This window comes from Halococcus saccharolyticus DSM 5350, from assembly GCF_000336915.1.
Classification (GTDB): Archaea; Halobacteriota; Halobacteria; order Halobacteriales; family Halococcaceae; genus Halococcus; species Halococcus saccharolyticus.
Genome location: NZ_AOMD01000030.1, coordinates 219587 through 235947, shown reverse-complemented (window position 1 = coordinate 235947; position 16361 = coordinate 219587). Strand labels below are relative to the sequence as shown.

Sequence of the window (16361 nt, the reverse complement as noted above, 5' to 3'; positions counted from 1 at the left end):
TATGGAGCCCGAACGGATTCCGGTTCCGGTCGACACTACCGCACCCGGTGGTACGACGAACGCCTACGTACTCGGTAGCGACCGCGCCGTGTTGGTCGATCCGGCGGCTGCGACGTCCGAACTCGACACCGCGCTCGATGGACGGCAGGTCGATACTGTTCTCGTCACCCACGCCCATCCCGATCACGTCGGTGGCGTCGCCGCGTACGCGGATGGCGGAGCTACCGTTCTCGCGCGGGCTGGTTACGAGGACCGTTTCGAGCGCGCGACTGGGGTCGTTCCCGACGACACGGTTCGTGACGGAGCCACAGTCGAGACCGATGCGGGGGCAGTGCGAGTGGCATCGACGCCGGGCCACGCCCCCGATCACGTCGCACTCGGGTTCGACGACGGAGTTCTCGTCGGTGATCTCGCGATCGCATCGGGAAGCGTGGTCGTGGGATCGGGCGAGGGCGACATGCGCGGGTATCTCACCGCACTCCGACGGCTCCACACCCGCGATCCCGAGCGGTTGTATCCGGGCCACGGGCCGGTGATCGACGAGCCGCGGGCAGTTTTGGAACGGCTGCTCACCCACCGCCTCGACCGGGAGAAAGCGGTGTTGCGGGCGGTGCAGGAGGGTGCGAAGACGGTCGCAGAGATCACCGACGCCGCCTACGAGAAGGACATCTCGGGGGTGCGCGAGCTTGCGGAAGCGACGGTCGAGGCCCATCTCGAAAAACTCGCCGTCGAGAAGCGGGTGGGGTGGGACGGCGCGCGGGCGAACGCCTGAGAAGCGCTTTTGCGGCGCGGGAGCGAAACGGGATCGTGAGCCTCGAATCCGAACTCGACCGGGCGCGCGAACTCGATGTCGCGGAGTTGGCCGACGCGATCGAGTCGATCGGGTTCGAGTGTACGCGCTGCGGTGCGTGCTGTAAGGCCGCCGAGACCGATGCCGGAGAAGACGAGGAGCATACTGCGACGGTCTTCCCCGACGAGGTACGGGCGCTCGAAGAGCAGGGTGAATATGACTGGCGGGACGTCGCCAGGCCGATGCCCTATGGCTTGACCGACGTCCCCGAAGGCCCTGAAGGGGAGACCTTCGAGTGGGCGCTTCAAACGACGGGCTGTGGCGACTGCACGTTCTACGCCGAGGCCGACGACGGAACGGGGGCGTGTACCGCCCACGACGACCGGCCGCTGATCTGTCGGACGTACCCGTTCAGCGTCGCTTTGGAGGGGTCGAGTCAGCCGATGGGTGAGGCGGTCGATCGGGTCGGGCAGGTCCGCGCTCACGAGTGCGAGGGGCTCGGCCGCGACATCGACCGCGAGGACGCCGAAGAGTTGGCTGCCGCGCTCAAACGCCGCTCGGTGCGCGAACTCGAAGAGGCGATCGGCGTCCGAGAAAACTACGAGCCCGCCGATCCCGGACCCGGCGAGGTGGTCGTCCACGACTCCGAGGGCGCGAAGCGACCCGACGGCGACCCGGTCGAGCGGTAGTGGTTGCGGCCGCGGTGCGAATGCGGCGCGGCTGCGGTGGCGGTCCTGGCGGATCGAGGGCGAGCGACCAACGGGAGCGAGGGCTCGGGCGGTGCTGTGCGGTTGCGGTCGCGGAGAGTGCCAGTACACCTACCGCGAGCGAACGAAGTGAGTGAGCGGGTGTTTTTAGCGTAGATTTTTGCAAGCGGGAGTGGGCGACCGAGCGTAGCGAGGGAGCGCACCCCCCGCAGTAAAAAGGTACTACTGGAACATCCGGAGCGGCTCGGCCTGGGAACTCTCGTCGTCGGCCTGTTGCATCTGCTTTGCGAGTCGTTCGCGGGCGTCCTGAATTTCCTCGGCCTGATCGACGAGCGCGTCGGTGTCGACCTCGATACCGACGATGGGTTCGACGCCGCCGTCGATCACCGCCCGGGCGGCCTCGGGGTCGGGGAACTGAGGATTGGTTTCGGCGATCAGTCCCACGCTGTCGAGGTCGTTCCGGCCGGCGTGATACAGCAGCGCGCCGGTCGGGCCGCTGACGAGACCACCCTCCGCGGGTGGCACGATACCGGCGTCGTCGAGCAGGCGCTCACCCCCGCCAGTCGAGACGCCGTAGACCTCGGGCACCTTTTCGGACTGATCCGGGAGACCACTGAGATACAGTGGCGTGACGTCGTTCGCGTCGAGCCAGCCCGTGATGCAGGCTGCGAACTCGGTCGCCTCCGCGGGCGACACCGGGACGTCGCTCTGGAGTACCAGTAGATCGCGCTCCTCGTCGGCGTGGAGGCGGACGGGCGGTCGGAGCGACGAGCGCTCGCCACGATAGACCGCCGCCTGCGGGACGCCCTCGCAGTGAACGCCCGCGTAGTAGTCCATCTCGAACGTGCTGACGAGATGATCGGCCACGATCTTCCCGACCAGACCGACCCCGGGCAACCCCTCGACGAGCGTCGGCGCGTCGAGGGACACGTCGTCGACGACGACATCGATGCGTGCCATGCGTACTCTTTTCACTGAGTCGACTTAACTTCCGACCATCCTGCCGGTCGGCATTCTGTTCGGAACTGTCGGGACCGTCCCGTTCCGTGGGATGCGGTCACCGTCGCTGCTCCGATGGCCGACCGACGCACACTCCGAAATCGACAAGCGAACCGACGACGATCGTCATCCAATGGATGTGCTCTCCCGATACGAGCCGCTGATCGACGATTTCGGGGCGTTCCGAGCGGCCTGCGAACGGCCGCTGCCGTCGGTCGTCCGAGTCAACGGGATCAAGGCGACACCCGAGCGCGCTCGCACCGCCCTCGAGGAAGAGGGGATCGACTACGAACCGTGTGAGTGGCATCCCAGACTCCTCCGCCTCGATACCGATCATCCGGGACGGACGTGGGGAGCGTTTCACGGCTGGTTCCACGGCCAGGAGGAAGTGTCGGCGCTGCCCGCCCGCGTCTGTGATCCCGAGCCTGGCGAGCGCGTCTGGGCCGCCTGCGCCGCCCCCGGTGGGAAGGCCACCCAGCTCGCGGCGCGCGCCGACGACGCCGGCCTCGTGGTCGCCAACGACAGAAATCTCGGCCGACTGTCGGCGCTGCGGTTCAACGCCGAGCGTCTCGGCGTGACCTCGATGGCGGTGACGAACCGCGACGCTCGAAACTACTCGCTCGCGCCGTTCGATTTCGACGCGTTCGACCGCTCACTGTGTGACGTGCCGTGTTCGTGCGAGGGAACGATCCGAAAGAACCCTGATGCGCTCGATCAGTGGTCGGTCGGCTATCTCGACGAGATCGCGAGCACCCAGGAAGCGATCCTCCGACGGGCGATCCAGGCCACCCGGTCGGGCGGAGCGGTCGTCTACTCGACGTGTACGTTCGCCCCCGAAGAGAACGAGGCCGTGCTCGATGGCGTTCTCGATAGCGAAAACTGCCGGCTCGTCGATTTCAACTGTGCGCTCGACAGCCGTCCCGGTATCACCGAGTGGGAGGGCGAGCGCTTCGATCCGAGCGTGGAGCGGGCCAAGCGGATCTACCCGCACCTGAACGACACGGGTGGCTTTTTCTGTGCGAAACTGGAGGTCGGCGGATGAGCGAGCCGAGCGACGGGCTCGCTGAAAACGATGGCACCCAATTCGCTCGCCTGCCCGCCACCGCCGCCGAGCGCGAGATCGCGGGCCGGGCGACCCGCGAGGCAGTACTCGAATTCTGGGACGAGCGATACGGCATCGACTCCACCGTCTTCGCCGACTACACGTTCTGGGAGAAGGGCTCACGAAAACTCTGGGCGTTTCGCGGGGAGATCGATTCGCCGATCGCGATCGAGAGCCTCGGGATCACCTTTCTCCGAACGCGCCAGGAGCACTGGAAACCCACCACCGACGCGGTCCAGCGCTTCGGTCGCCACGCGAGTCGGAACGTGCTCACCCTCTCGCGGGAGGCGGCGCGGCGGTTCGTCGCGGGCGAGGATCAAGAGATCGAGTGGGACGGCGACTGGGGCTATCTGATCGTTGCCCACGATCTCGCGGGCGCGCGCGAACCGCTCGGTGTCGGACTCTACCTCCACGGCGAGCTCCGATCGCAGATCCCGAAGGGGCGTCGTCGAGAGCTCTGAGAGGTCGATACGGACGAGCCGTGAGCGCGCCGTGGACGATTAGTGGGTGGTGAAGTTCAGCCCGACGACGCCGAGGACGATACACGAGATGAACCCCACACGAGCGATGCTGACCGGTTCGTCGAACAGTACGACGCCGAGCGTCGCCGCCCCGACCGCACCGATGCCGGTCCAGACCGCGTAGGCCGTCCCGATCGGGAGCGACTGGACCGCCCGCGCCAGCAACAGCATGCTGACGACGAGCGCGACGACGGTCGCGATGCTCGGGAGGAGTTCGGTGAAGCCCTCGGAGTATTCGAGACCGATGGCCCAGCCGATCTCGAACACACCGGCGACGACGAGCAGGAGCCACGGGTTCATGTCGCCACTCCACCGGGATCGATGATAGGATCTGCGATGTGCGGCGAAGCATCTCGTCTTAGTGCACAATATTAATATTGGGAATAAAATATTTATTGTATTCCTTCATGAGGTGCTACCATGGGTGCGATGTCGGCAGGCCGACAGACGGTTACCGCGGTCGCACGGAATCCGATTCTGATCGTTGTTGCGTTGGTGCTCGGGCTCGTCCAGGTACCACAGCTGCTCGCTCAGTCCGCCAACTCCACCACCCTCGTGGTCGCCACCGGGCTTCTCTCGCTGCTCTTCGTGCTGCTCTACCCGTTCTTTTTCGGCGGCATCATCGGGATGGGAAACGAGGCAGTCGAAGGGAAAACGAGCCTCGGGACGTTCGTGAGCGCCGGGAAGGCGAACTACGTCTCGCTGTTCGGGGCGTTTCTCATCCTGATGGGAGTGGCGATCCTGTACGTCGTCGCGCTGCTCATCGTCACCACAGTCGGCGGTGTCGCTGTCGTCTCCGCCGGCGACGCGCTCGGCGGAGTCGCGTTCCTCGCCATTGCTGGCGTCGCACTGGTGGCCTTTCTGCTGTACTTCCTGCTTTTCTTCTTCATCCAGTTTTTCGGACAAGCCATCGTGCTCGATGACGTGGGTGCTGTCGACGGGTTTAAGCGAAGCGTCGGAGCGGTTCGGGGACACAAACTCAGCACGCTCGGCTATACGCTCGTCCTCTCGCTCATCGGCGGCGTCTTCGGTGCGTTCGGGGCGCTGTTCGCGCTGCTGCAGAATCCAACGCCCACCGACGGTCTCCCAGCCCTTTCACCAGGCGCGGCAATCGTGGCTGTGGCCGTATTCGTCGTACTCTCCGGCGTTGTTGGGGCGTTCTCGATGACGTACGGGGTGGCGTTCTACCGGCAGATTCGGCCCGCCGTCACGTAGCGTCGCTCGCCGACGGGCGATCGTCCACCGAGGCTCCGGCCTCGGCAACGCCATCGCGCTGATGCTCGCCGTCGGGTTCCGTCATTTCTCCCGGACGACGCCGCCGCTCAACCCCTCCCACTCGACGCGGTAGCCGAGCTGTGATAGCATCGCACTCGTGTCCTCGATACTGTGTGCGGCGAGGCGTTCCTCGACCGCCGAGAGTTCGATTCCGGGCTCGATGTCGTCGGCGAGCGTATCGAGCACGGCGGGGCGAACGAGCGTCCGTCCGACGCGCTCGTGATCGGGGAACGCCTTGTTCTCGATCGCCGTCTCGCTCACGCCGTGGTCGGCCGCGAGTGCGGCGAGCGCGACCACGTCGGCCTCGGGAACCAGCTCGTCGGGCAATGCCGCCGCCTGGTCCGCGTTCAATCGGTCTTCGTACTGTCGAAGCGCGTCGCGGACGTCCGCGAGTCGCACGGTTCCCGAGTACGGGATTGCGCGGGCGTCGCGGGCTTCGAGGTCTTCCCCGACGCCGAGCGACTCGTCGACCGCTACGAGCAGCTCGACGTTCTCCAACCCATCAATCTGGTCGAGCTTCTTCTCGACGTACTCGGGCGTCCAGAAGCCCATGATCTCGAAGAAGACCCGGAACGCGCGGGAAGACACAGTCTTCCCTGCTCCCGAGTCGCCGTCGGCGATGTCGGGAACCTCATGTTTCCAGTCGAACGCGAAGTCGGGGATCATCACCCGCGAACCGGTCGCGAGCGGTTCGGGCTCGCGCACCAAGTCCCAGTCGAGATCGAGCGATTCGAATCGCGCGGCGAAGTCGGCCTCCACGGCGCTGTCGTACTCGATCTCGACGACCGGCTCGGTGCCAGGCACCCGGAGGTCCTCGTGAGTGAGCCGGAGCTCGCGCTCGGTTCCACGGTCGTCGATGGTCGCCGTGAGCTCCCACTCGCCCGCCTTCGTGATCGTGCGGAGCAACCGGGCGAACCGCGTGCCGTACCGTCGCGTTCGCCGGAACAGGCTGTCGGGGCCGGTGACGATCACCTCGCGATCCGAGAGGTGAGCGGAGCGGTCGGATCCGCCGTCGTCCGGGTCGGTGTTCCGGATCTCGTACAGCAATCGGAGGCGCTTGACCGCCGAGACGAGTGCCTTCGGGTCCGCACTCCGCACACGGAGTTTGGTCGCGTCGAACAGCACTGTTTGGGCGAGTGAGAGATCGTACTGTGCGCAGAGTTCCTTGGGATCCCACGGCGAATCGAACGCCGCGAGCACCTCGCGCTCATCGAGATCGGCGTACAGTGAGCCCTCGATGATCTCGGACGTGGTATCGAGTCGGTCGGCGGCCGCCACGAGTGCCCGATCGCGTTCGGCCGTGGTGACGACCCCGACGGACTCCGCGGCCGCAAACGTCGCACGCCGCGCGCGCTCGGGCTCGATTGCCGCCCGTGTCTCGAAGGTAGCCTCCCGGTCAAGCAGTTTCGCGAACCCGCGAACGAGTTTGAAGTCGTCGGCATCGCGTTCGAGGGTTTCGAGCGCGTCGTCGAGTTCGTGCCTGGGCTCGCCGACGTGGCCCTGATAGACCCCAATGACCCGCGCCGCGAGCGGGCGGTCCTCCCGGGTCGTGAACTGCGGGTGGTAGCCGCCGCCCGCGCGTGACACCCGGAGGAGGTCCTTCGTGAGCACACCAGAAGTGGCGGCTCGGCGTATAAAAATCGCACCGCACTACCCGACTATCGGCCGAGAAGCGGTTCACTCTTGACAGCGGTGCCGGTGGCGCGCGGGAGTGCATCGAAGACGCGCGCCTCGTGCGAGGTCTGCACAAGCGCAGCGAGTGCAGGCTCGTCAGAGCGAAGCTCTGACGGTGGATGACCGAGTGGAGTGAGCGGAGCGAACGGAACGAGGGAGTCAGTTGGGAAGGTCCGTGGCTTGCGGTTCTCATTTGTGTCGGCATCGCAGCGGTGCTCACGACAGCGACAGCCAAAGCAACCGTTTTGCTGCACACCGATTGACGTCCGAACGGTGCGAATGTCACCGTCGCCGTTCGGCCACCCGCTCCTCGGCGGTTTCCTCGGTGACGACTTCGTAGAGCAGTGCTCGTCCCCCGTCCTCGGTGGGTCGCAGGATCCGTCCGAGCCGCTGGGTGAACTCCCGTGTCGAGCCACTCCCCGAGAGCACGACCGCGACGTTCGCGGCCGGCACGTCCACGCCCTCGTCGAGTACGTTCGCAGCGACGACCCGGGAGTAGGTCCCCTCGCGGAACTTCGCGAGGATCTCCCGTCGTTCGGCCGCCCCCGTCTGGTGGGTGATCGCCGGCAGGAGGAAGCGCTCGGAGAGTCGGTACACGAGATCGTTGTGCGCGGTGAAGACGATCACCCTGTCCTCCCGATGGTGATCGAGGAGGTCGGCGAGCGTTGCGACCTTGGCGTCGGCGTTCATCATCACCTCGCGGGCACGCTGGTTGGCGAGCAGCGCCTCACGCGCCTGAGGATCGTTGCCCGAGCGCATCACGAGCTTCCGGTAGTCGCTCCCGCTCCGCATGTCGAGGTTCGAGGTGGCGAGGTAGTTCGTGAACGTCTCGCGGTGGTCGTCGTATGCGGCTCGCTCCTCGTCGGTGAGTTCGACTGCGAGTCGCTTGATGTCGTAAGCCGCGAGGTGCTCCCCCGCCAGATCGTCGGGGGCGATCCGGTAGACGAGCGGGCCGCAGAGGTCTTCGACGATCTCGTGTGCGCCGTCGGGCCGCTCGAACGTCGCGGTCAGCCCGAGCCTGGCGGGCACGGCGAGCAGACGCGCGATCTCGCGATACCCCTCGCCGCCGAGGTGGTGGACCTCGTCGAAGATCACCAGTCCGAACCGATCGCCGATGTCGTCGGCCCGGAGATACGCCGAGTCGTACGTCGCGATGGTGAGCGCTTCGACGCGCTGTTCGCCGCCGCCCAACTGCCCGACTTCCACGTCGAACTCGGTTTCACACTCGCGTCGCCACTGTTCGAGCAGGTCGATCGTCGGCACGACCACGAGCGCTGCGGTGTCGAGCGCCTCGATCGCCGCGAGCCCGATCACCGTTTTCCCACTTCCAGTCGGGAGTTCGAGACAGCCTCGGTCGTCGTTCGCGCGCCACGCGTCGAGCGCTTCCTGTTGGTACTCCCGGAGTTCGTACGCCGAGCGCACGTCGATCGAGGGGTCGGCGAGCACGCGGTCGTCGAAGGTGACGCCACACTCGTCGAGTGCCTCACGGAGCGCGGCGTAGCGAACAGCGGGCGCACGGGCGGTCTTCGAGCGCGGGTCGGGTTCGACGAACGGGAGATCGGGGACGCTCCCCTCGATCCGAACGGTCCCGTCCTCGAACGCGAGCGTGACGGCCACACCGCTGCTCGGGGTTCCGAGCGCTTAACGCTGGGTGATTTCTGAATCCTTTTACCCGCGTGTCGGCTGGTTTCGACCATGACCGACGACGCAGCCGACGCGACCGAGCCGAGCGAGAGCGCGGCGGACGAGTCGACGTCCGAGACGGGTCCGTCATCGGAGTCGGCGACCGAGGGCGCGGCGGCGGGAGCGGTCGGCGAGGAGCTCGAAGCCCGCGTCGAAGACACCTCGAACGAGGAGCTCGCCCGCGAGATCGCCGCCCTCCGCGAGCGTGCGGCGGCGGCCGAACGTGAGCTCGAAGAGCGCGCCGGCGAGATCGACGAGCTCGAATCCAAGCTCAAGCGCAAACAGGCCGATTTCCAGAACTACAAACAGCGCACCCAGCGCCAGCAGGACGAACTCGAAGAGCGCGCGACCGAGGACCTCGTCGAACGCCTGCTCGACGTTCGGGACAACCTCGCCCGCGCACTCTCACAGGACGACGACGCCGACATCCGGCCGGGCGTCGAGAGCACGCTCGCGGAGTTCGACCGGGTGCTCGGCGAGGAGAACCTCGCGACCATCGAGCCCGATCCCGGTAGCGAAGTCGACCCCCAGCGCCACGAGGTCATGATGCGCATCGAGAGCGATCAACCCGAAGACACCGTCGCGGAGGTCTTCCGGCCGGGCTACGAGATGGGTGAGAAGGTGCTCCGGCCGGCCCAGATCACCGTCAGCGAGTAGGGATCGTCGGCCACTCGTCGGGGCCACCCTCCAGATTACTGTTTCTCCAGTCGCTTGCTCGCCGAGGCAGTGATCTCGACGCCAGGACTGTAGTAGTGAACCGGCTCACCCGTCGGGTCGGCGAACCCGTTCGCCCGGAAAAGCGTGTTTTCATCGATCCGGACGTTCGCAGGGTACAGCGGCCACGGATCGTGGTCGATCGTCGAGTATCGGACCGTCCCGTCGGGAGCCTCGGTATGGAAGCGATAGCGTTCGGTCAGGAAGGTTGCGAGGGAGTCCGGTTCCGGATCGAGCCGCTCGCTGGCGAGTTCGTAGGTGGCGGCGAACTCTACCGGTCGCGCGCCGGGATGGAGCCGACGACTCTCGAACCGACTCGCACCGCCCTCGCTCCGGCGGTGGGTCATCCGGGCGTAGTAGTACGGCAGGTGGTGAAAGAGACGTGCGCCGAGCACGCCCAGCACGCCCTCGGCGTCGAGGCTGAAGAAGTAGACACTGGGTGTGTCCTCGCAGGTGACGTAGGTTCGGAGGTTGAGTTCGGGGAGGTCGACGCCGAGCCGGGTGGGGAGCCCGCGCGGGCGGACGGCCGCGTTCGTAAACGGAACCACCGAAAGCCAGGCGTTGCCGTCGTAGGTGTCGACGTCGAGCGCGTCTGGCAGGTGCGCATCGACGATATCGGGATCGACGGGCCAGTTGGCGAAGAGGAGCTCCTGCCAGTCCATCGCGAGGGCGACGACCATGGCTGTGGAAGGGGCCACGAGGGCTCGTGTGTTTCGCCGTGGACACGAGCCGAGAACGCGTTCGGATGATCGCCGGCCGAGCGGTCGTATTGCGGTCGGAATATAGGTCGGTGGCGATCACGGCTCGCGAGCCACGAAACCGCAACCGGGGAGTACGATCCACGAGACGCAGCTGGTGACGTATCTTAGCAACTTTTAACCCGCCGAAAGCGATACGCGTACCCAACAATGGCGAGCAACAAGATCCTCGGTATCGATCTCGGCACGACGAACAGCGCCTTTGCGGTGATGGAGGGTGGCGATCCCGAGATCATCGTGAATGGCGAGGGCGATCGCACCACACCCTCGGTGGTGGCCTTCGACGACGACGAACGACTCGTCGGCAAACCGGCGAAGAACCAGGCGATCCAGAACCCCGATCGGACCGTCGAATCGATCAAACGCTACATGGGAGAGGATCACACCGTCGAGATCGACGGCGAGGACTATACTCCGGAAGAGATCTCGGCGCTGATCCTCGGCAAGATCAAGCGCGACGCCGAGGAGTACCTCGGGGAGGAGATCGAGAAAGCGGTGATCACGGTGCCGGCGTACTTCTCGGACAGCCAGCGCCAGGCGACGAAGGACGCCGGCGAGATCGCGGGCTTCGAGGTCGAGCGCATCATCAACGAGCCGACCGCGGCGTCGATGGCGTACGGCCTCGACGACGAGTCCGACCAGACCGTGATGGTGTACGACCTCGGCGGCGGGACGTTCGACGTCTCGGTGCTCGATCTCGGCGGCGGGGTGTACGAGGTCGTCGCCACGAACGGTGACAACGATCTCGGCGGGGACGACTGGGACGACGCCATCGTCGACTGGCTCGCCGAAGAATTCGAGTCCGAGCACGGGTTCGATCTCCGAGAGGACCGTCAGGCCCTCCAGCGGCTGAAGGACGCGGCCGAGGAGGCCAAGATCGAACTCTCGAACCGCAAGGAGACCACGATCAACCTCCCGTTCATCACCGCGACCGACTCCGGGCCGGTCCACCTCGAAGAGGATCTCACCCGCGCGAAGTTCGAGTCCCTCACGTCGGACCTCATCGAGAGAACTGTCGAGCCGACCGAGCAGGCACTCGAAGACGCTGGGTACGACGCCGACGATATCGACGAGGTGATTCTGGTTGGCGGTTCGACCCGGATGCCGCAGGTCCAAGATCAGGTATCCGAGCTCGCTGGCCAGGACCCTCAGAAGAACGTCAACCCCGACGAGGCCGTCGCGCTCGGTGCGGCGATCCAGGGTGGCGTGCTCTCCGGGGACGTCGACGACATCGTGCTGCTCGACGTCACTCCCCTGAGCCTCGGGATCGAGGTCAAGGGTGGGCTGTTCGAGCGTCTGATCGAGAAGAACACTACGATTCCCACGGAGGAGTCGAAGATCTTCACCACCGCGGCGGCGAACCAGACCCAGGTTCAGGTCCGAGTCTTCCAGGGCGAGCGCGAGATCGCCAACGAGAACGAGCTACTGGGCGAGTTCCAGCTCTCGGGCATCCCGCCCGCTCCTGCGGGGACGCCCCAGATCGAGGTGACGTTCAACATCGACGAGAACGGCATCGTGAACGTCGAGGCCGAGGACCAGGGCTCGGGCAACAAGGAGGACATCACGATCGAGGGCGGCGCGGGTCTCTCGGACGACGAGATCGACCGGATGCAGGAAGAGGCAGAAGAGTACGCCGAAGAGGACGAACAGCGCCGTGAGCGCATCGAGGCCCGCAACGAGGCCGAGAGCGCGGTCCAGCGTGCGAACTCGCTCCTCGAAGAGAACGAGGAGGAGGTCGACGACGACCTCCGGGCCGACATCGAGGACTCCATCAGTGATGTCGAGGCCGTGCTCGAAGACGAGGACGCCACGACCGAGGAGCTACAGGATGCCACCGAGGAGCTCTCGACCGAGCTCCAGGAGATCGGCAAGCAGATGTACCAGCAACAGCAGGCCGCCCAGCAGGCTGCGGGCGGAGCCGGCGGTGCGGGTGCCGGTCCCGGCGGGGCGGCGGGCGGCCCTGGCGGCATGGGTGATATGGGCGGCGACGGTGCGGCCGACGGCGACGACGAGGAGTACGTCGACGCCGACTTCGAGGATGTGGACGACGAAGACAAGGACTCGTCCTCGTAACCCAGAGCCTTCTTGCACGAGGGCCTAGCTCCACCAGTACACCCTTATCATAGCGGTCCCGTATTGTGAGCGTATGGCCACGATTCGCCAACTCGTCCTCGACGTTCTCAAGCCGCACGAGCCGACGATGCTCTCTATCGCCCAAGAGATCGCCGAAACCGACGGCGTCGACGGCGTGAACGCTATTCTCATCGAAATGGACGAGGAGGTTCGCAACATCAAGTTCACTATTGAAGGCGAGGACATCGATTACGACACCGTGACCGGGGTGATCGAGGACACTGGCGCAACGGTCCACTCGGTCGACCAGGTCGCCTGCGGGGACCGTATCGTCGATGAGATGTCGACACCCCAGGACTGATGAGCGCGGATTCGGGTTCGGAGTCGCTGCTGGATCGGATCGGGACCGACATGATCGGGCCGATCGCACGGCGGTACTTCGTCTCGAACGGGTTCGATGGCGCGCTCACCGGGGTCGGTGTCACGGTCGGCGCGTATCTCTCGGGGATCGACGACGGACTCACCGTCATCAGCCTCGGGCTCGGGGCTGCCGTCGGTCTCACTACCTCTGGCGTGTGGAGCGTCTGGGAGATCGAGCGCGCCGAGATGCGCGCCGAGATTCAAGACGTCGAGGACGCGATGCTCACCGATCTGAGCGATACGCAGGTCGAACGCGACAAGATGAGCAACCAGGTCGTCAACGCGCTCATGAGCGGCCTCGGCCCGCTGCTCGGGCTCGTGGTGCCGCTCACTCCGTTCCTGTTCGAAGGGGCGGTGTTCACGCTGTTTCAGGCGACGCTGGTCTCGGTCGGTATCGCCGTCGGCGTGTTGTTCGCCTTCGGGGCGTACATGGCCTCGATCTCGCGCCAGCGGTGGTACGTCGCCGGCATCCGGATGGGGCTCGCCGGCGTCGTCGTCGCCGTACTCAACGTCTTTTTGCCTGGGTAACGATCGGAAGTCCGTTCCGACAAACGGTCGAATGCGGTCGAAACCGCATCGCGAAGCATGGCATCGACAGCCGACTCGTCGCGGACGAATCACGACACAAATGAGAGACCGCAGGCCACACCCTCCCCAACCGATTCCTTCGCTCGCTACGCTCGCTCAGTCATCCCTCGCGCGAGTCGGGCGTCTTCGACGCCCTCCCACGCGCCGCTGTGGCTGACGGTGGCCGGGCTCCCGACTGCTGGTGTGTCCCTCTTATTTCGTGGAGACACTCGCCGCAGTGGAATCGCGACTCGCTTTTGGGTGTTCGACACCGACGACGAAATTTCTAAGCAGTCGGAAACCGGCGTAACGGCATCGTCGTCGACGGAACCTGGGGGCTGGTCGCGCTGTCGTTCCCCGGATGGGTGGGCGAAGCGAGTGCCGCGCTTGCGGGCGCGTTCGTCGTCTTCCCTGGTTATGCCGTCTGGCGGTGGATACCCGACTCGCCGGAACCTCTCGAAACTGACACGGAACAACAGCTGTACCGGTTTCGATGGTGGTGGGTCTGTCTCGCCGCGCTGATCGGCGGTGCTCTCCTCGTCATGTTCGTGTTGTTCGCGGCTCGTTCACTAGGAGTGTCTTGACTGTCCGAGAAGTCTCCGCCTACTCCACCTCGTGAAGGCGCTCGCCGCGGTGGAGCCTGGTCGCGATCGAGAACGTCTGCTCGGCCGAGCGCCGCGTCGGGAAGTGCGCAGCCATGTAGCGCGCACACGCCATCAGCGCCGTTCGCTGCTCGGCCTCGTCGTCGACGACCTCGAACCGGCCGAACGCGCCCTCCACGTTCTGGAGGGTGTGGAAGTTCGCGTCCTCGCGGAGCAGTCCCCGCCCGAGCGTGCGCTTGAGATCGTCGGGATCGCCGTCGGCGTCGAAGTGTTCGCTCACGAGCGTCGCCGCCTGGTTGACCTGGCCCTGTTCGTCGAACGCGTCAAGCAGGTCTGCGCGGACGTCGGCGGGATCGCGGTCCGAACTACCGGGATCGGGCACCGGCGCGCGCGGTGAGTTGAGGAATCGATCGAGGTAGACGCTCATCGCACCGTCGAAGCACGCCCGGTAGAGCTCGGTGGCGTCGGTCTTTCGGGTCGCGCGGTGGACCGCGTTCGCGTAGGTGAACGTGTGATGGACAGTGTTCCAGTCGTTGAACTCGTTGTTCGTGGCGAACCACAGCACCCGTCGCGTGGCGGCGCGCGCGACCGCGTCCGCGAGCTGGCTCGTCGTCGCACCCCCCTTGATCGCGTCGGTCAGCGCGTCGATGATTGCCTCCGCGTCTTCCGAGAGCAGCGTCTCCACGAACCCCTCGGGTCGTTCCCATTCTTTCCCTTCGCCCGCGGTCACGAGGTCGGGCAGGAGGTCGTTCGCGTCAGCACACAAGCTGGCGATGTCGACGGGCTGTCGCCACGACGAGAGTTCCTCCGAGCGGGTGGCGTCGGTGATCTGGGCGACCGTCGAGGCGAGCGCGGCGTCAGCGTGCTCCTCCCATCCGAGATGCTTCGTCGTCTCGAACGCGGTGTTGATGAAATCCAGCGTGTGGCCCGCGTTCATGTACCGGTGATCGGTCGCGGCGGCGAAAACGATCTCCGCGATGTCTTCAGGCGGGAGAGAGTCGATCGCGGTGAGCAGACACCGCTCCGCGCCGTCGGTGTCGCGCACCTCGCAGGTGTTCCGGAACCACGATTTGAGGCGCGATTTCGAGAGGTCCTGATTGTCGAAGGCGTACTGCTGGAAGCGGGGTGGTTCACCGACGGAGTCGTCGGCGACCTCGCGGACGCCCATGAACATCGCACGGCGCTTGTCCCGCCCGCCGACGTGGCCGTGGAGGTTCGCCATGCAGCCGAGCGTGGTGAGGCCGCGACCCCATCCCATCGCGCGATATCTGGTGCCGAAGTTGATGGCGGTTTCGAGCGGCGTGTAGAACCCCTCTCCCTCCTCGTCGAGACCGATGACGGATTTCGCCATCACGAGCGAGATGTTCTCCTGAAGGCCGTCGGCGAGCCGGTTGCGTCGTCGAGTTGTGGGCGGCACGTCGGGCTCGGGATCGGGGTCGAGATACACCTCGCCCTCCTTGATCTCGGTCGGAAAGGTCTGGACATCGTCGGCGAAGAGGTCGAACGTATCGCCTTCCTCCAGTTCGAAGCGTGCGTGGTGCCAGTGACAGGTGAGAATGCCGTCCTCGACGGTGCCGCGGGTGAGCGGAAATCCCATGTGCGGACACCGGTTGTCGACGGCGTAGACCTCGCCCTCGTGGTGAAAGAGTGCGATCGGTCGGCCGTCGCTGCTCACGACCTGTCGGCCCTCGTCTTCGAGGTCCGACAGCGATGCGACCTGGACGTACTCCGTGTCTTCGACCGCCATGTGCGTGTGTTGCTGGCACACCCACAAAACGATTCGCTGAAACGAAGTTTTGTAACGCATCTGACCACATCAGGTCAGTGCTCGGTGGGTCGCGGTTGGGTGTTGGCGGTGTGGCCGCCGCGGTGCGGCGGCGGTGTGGTTGCTGTGCGGTCTGTGTCTGCGGTCGCACCGCGACCGCAGATTCGGAAGAATTATGCTCTCCTGGTGGATGAAAGGCGAGCGAGCGAAACGGGCGAGGGCTTCGACGGCGCGGTTGCAAGAGCGGTTGCGGGGCGGCCGGCACGTGATAGTACCACGAGCGAATGCAGTGAGCGAGCGTCGAGCGGCGCTGACCGTTCGAACGGCCGTAGGCCGTGAGAAGACAGCGATGCGACTGAGCGTAGCAAAAGTGGTAGATCGGACGGTCCGGGGTTGCCCGGCGTTCCGGCACGGGGAGACCCGCGCGCCGCCTCCACCCCGCGACCCGGCGAGCGACGGCTGTCCGGCGGTCCGCTGCTCGCTTCCGCGCCTGACGGACTGCCGCCGGTTAACCGCGGCGAGTCGTCCCTGCGGACGAGGTGCCGCGGACCGCCGCCCCCGACGGACGAGGCTTCTACGTTGGCTTGCGGGGCCCGTGCCGGTCGGCACGGACGCACCCGGGGTTCGGCCCCCGCTGAAGACCGTATCGCGGGTAACGAGCAGGGCCTAACTGCCCGGCCTAGTCCGATTTTATCATTGCCTGCTCGCCCA

The 16361-nt window shown here is 65.8% G+C and carries 15 protein-coding genes and 1 other RNA gene; 9 read left to right on the top strand and 7 right to left on the bottom strand.

From position 1 onward, the window contains the following. Position 1: 1 nt before the first annotated feature. Together C449_RS14780 and C449_RS14775 are read left to right on the top strand one after the other, a co-directional pair. On the top strand, positions 2-772 hold the full coding sequence (locus tag C449_RS14780) for an MBL fold metallo-hydrolase (protein WP_006078843.1): 771 nt from the start codon (positions 2-4) through the stop codon (positions 770-772). 32 nt (positions 773-804) lie between these two features. Continuing rightward, entirely contained in the window at positions 805-1479 is a 675-nt protein-coding gene (locus C449_RS14775) for a YkgJ family cysteine cluster protein (RefSeq protein ID WP_193790600.1), read from the top strand. Between the two features lie 240 nt (positions 1480-1719). Here the strand turns inward: C449_RS14775 and C449_RS14770 are convergent, their stop codons facing one another. Beyond that, complete coding sequence (locus C449_RS14770) at positions 1720-2457, bottom strand: proteasome assembly chaperone family protein (RefSeq protein ID WP_006078841.1); 738 nt, start codon at positions 2455-2457, stop codon at positions 1720-1722. Positions 2458-2629: 172 nt separating this feature from the next. Here C449_RS14770 and C449_RS14765 point away from each other — a divergent pair, with 172 nt between their 5' ends. Both C449_RS14765 and C449_RS14760 read left to right on the top strand, forming a co-directional pair. Beyond that, positions 2630-3538 carry an RsmB/NOP family class I SAM-dependent RNA methyltransferase gene (locus C449_RS14765; protein WP_006078840.1) on the top strand — a complete coding sequence of 303 codons (909 nt, stop codon included), beginning with the start codon at positions 2630-2632 and terminating at the stop codon, positions 3536-3538. Then, a complete protein-coding gene (locus tag C449_RS14760) occupies positions 3535-4059 on the top strand; it encodes a DUF7122 family protein (RefSeq protein ID WP_006078839.1) in 525 nt (174 codons plus the stop codon). The genes C449_RS14765 and C449_RS14760 overlap by 4 nt, the downstream gene beginning before the upstream one ends. Positions 4060-4098: 39 nt before the next feature. Here C449_RS14760 and sugE read toward each other — a convergent pair whose 3' ends face one another. After that, the gene (gene sugE, locus C449_RS14755) at positions 4099-4419 is read right to left on the bottom strand and encodes a quaternary ammonium compound efflux SMR transporter SugE (protein ID WP_006078838.1); all 321 of its coding nucleotides are present in this window, start codon (positions 4417-4419) and stop codon (positions 4099-4101) included. A gap of 120 nt (positions 4420-4539) precedes the next feature. Here sugE and C449_RS14750 point away from each other — a divergent pair, with 120 nt between their 5' ends. Then, entirely contained in the window at positions 4540-5334 is a 795-nt protein-coding gene (locus C449_RS14750; RefSeq protein WP_006078837.1) for a DUF7847 domain-containing protein, read from the top strand. A gap of 81 nt (positions 5335-5415) precedes the next feature. Here C449_RS14750 and C449_RS14745 read toward each other — a convergent pair whose 3' ends face one another. Then, entirely contained in the window at positions 5416-7005 is a 1590-nt protein-coding gene (locus tag C449_RS14745; RefSeq protein ID WP_006078836.1) for a DUF790 family protein, read from the bottom strand. A gap of 345 nt (positions 7006-7350) precedes the next feature. Continuing rightward, positions 7351-8685, bottom strand: coding sequence for a DEAD/DEAH box helicase family protein (locus C449_RS14740; RefSeq protein ID WP_006078835.1), 1335 nt, complete (start codon positions 8683-8685; stop codon positions 7351-7353). Positions 8686-8763: 78 nt separating this feature from the next. Here C449_RS14740 and C449_RS14735 point away from each other — a divergent pair, with 78 nt between their 5' ends. Beyond that, positions 8764-9408, top strand: coding sequence for a nucleotide exchange factor GrpE (locus tag C449_RS14735; RefSeq protein ID WP_006078834.1), 645 nt, complete (start codon positions 8764-8766; stop codon positions 9406-9408). Between the two features lie 35 nt (positions 9409-9443). On the opposite strand, the gene C449_RS14730 is transcribed toward C449_RS14735, so the two are convergent. Next, positions 9444-10145 carry a YqjF family protein gene (locus C449_RS14730; RefSeq protein ID WP_006078833.1) on the bottom strand — a complete coding sequence of 234 codons (702 nt, stop codon included), beginning with the start codon at positions 10143-10145 and terminating at the stop codon, positions 9444-9446. A gap of 228 nt (positions 10146-10373) precedes the next feature. Here C449_RS14730 and dnaK point away from each other — a divergent pair, with 228 nt between their 5' ends. The 3 genes from dnaK (at position 10374) to C449_RS14715 (ending at position 13244) form a co-directional block, all read left to right on the top strand. Further along, positions 10374-12296, top strand: coding sequence for a molecular chaperone DnaK (gene dnaK / locus C449_RS14725; RefSeq protein ID WP_006078832.1), 1923 nt, complete (start codon positions 10374-10376; stop codon positions 12294-12296). A gap of 73 nt (positions 12297-12369) precedes the next feature. After that, complete coding sequence (locus tag C449_RS14720; RefSeq protein WP_006078831.1) at positions 12370-12657, top strand: DUF211 domain-containing protein; 288 nt, start codon at positions 12370-12372, stop codon at positions 12655-12657. Beyond that, positions 12657-13244 (top strand): VIT1/CCC1 transporter family protein, encoded by a 588-nt coding sequence (locus C449_RS14715; protein ID WP_006078830.1) that lies wholly within the window; start codon positions 12657-12659, stop codon positions 13242-13244. Before C449_RS14720 ends, C449_RS14715 begins: the two co-directional genes overlap by 1 nt. Positions 13245-13886: 642 nt before the next feature. Here the strand turns inward: C449_RS14715 and C449_RS14705 are convergent. Both C449_RS14705 and ffs read right to left on the bottom strand, forming a co-directional pair. After that, positions 13887-15632, bottom strand: a complete 1746-nt coding sequence (locus C449_RS14705) for a Rieske (2Fe-2S) protein (protein WP_006078828.1) — start codon at positions 15630-15632, stop codon at positions 13887-13889. Between the two features lie 394 nt (positions 15633-16026). Next, an RNA gene (gene ffs / locus C449_RS17615) (signal recognition particle sRNA) lies at positions 16027-16340 on the bottom strand. Between the last annotated feature and the right edge of the window lie 21 nt (positions 16341-16361).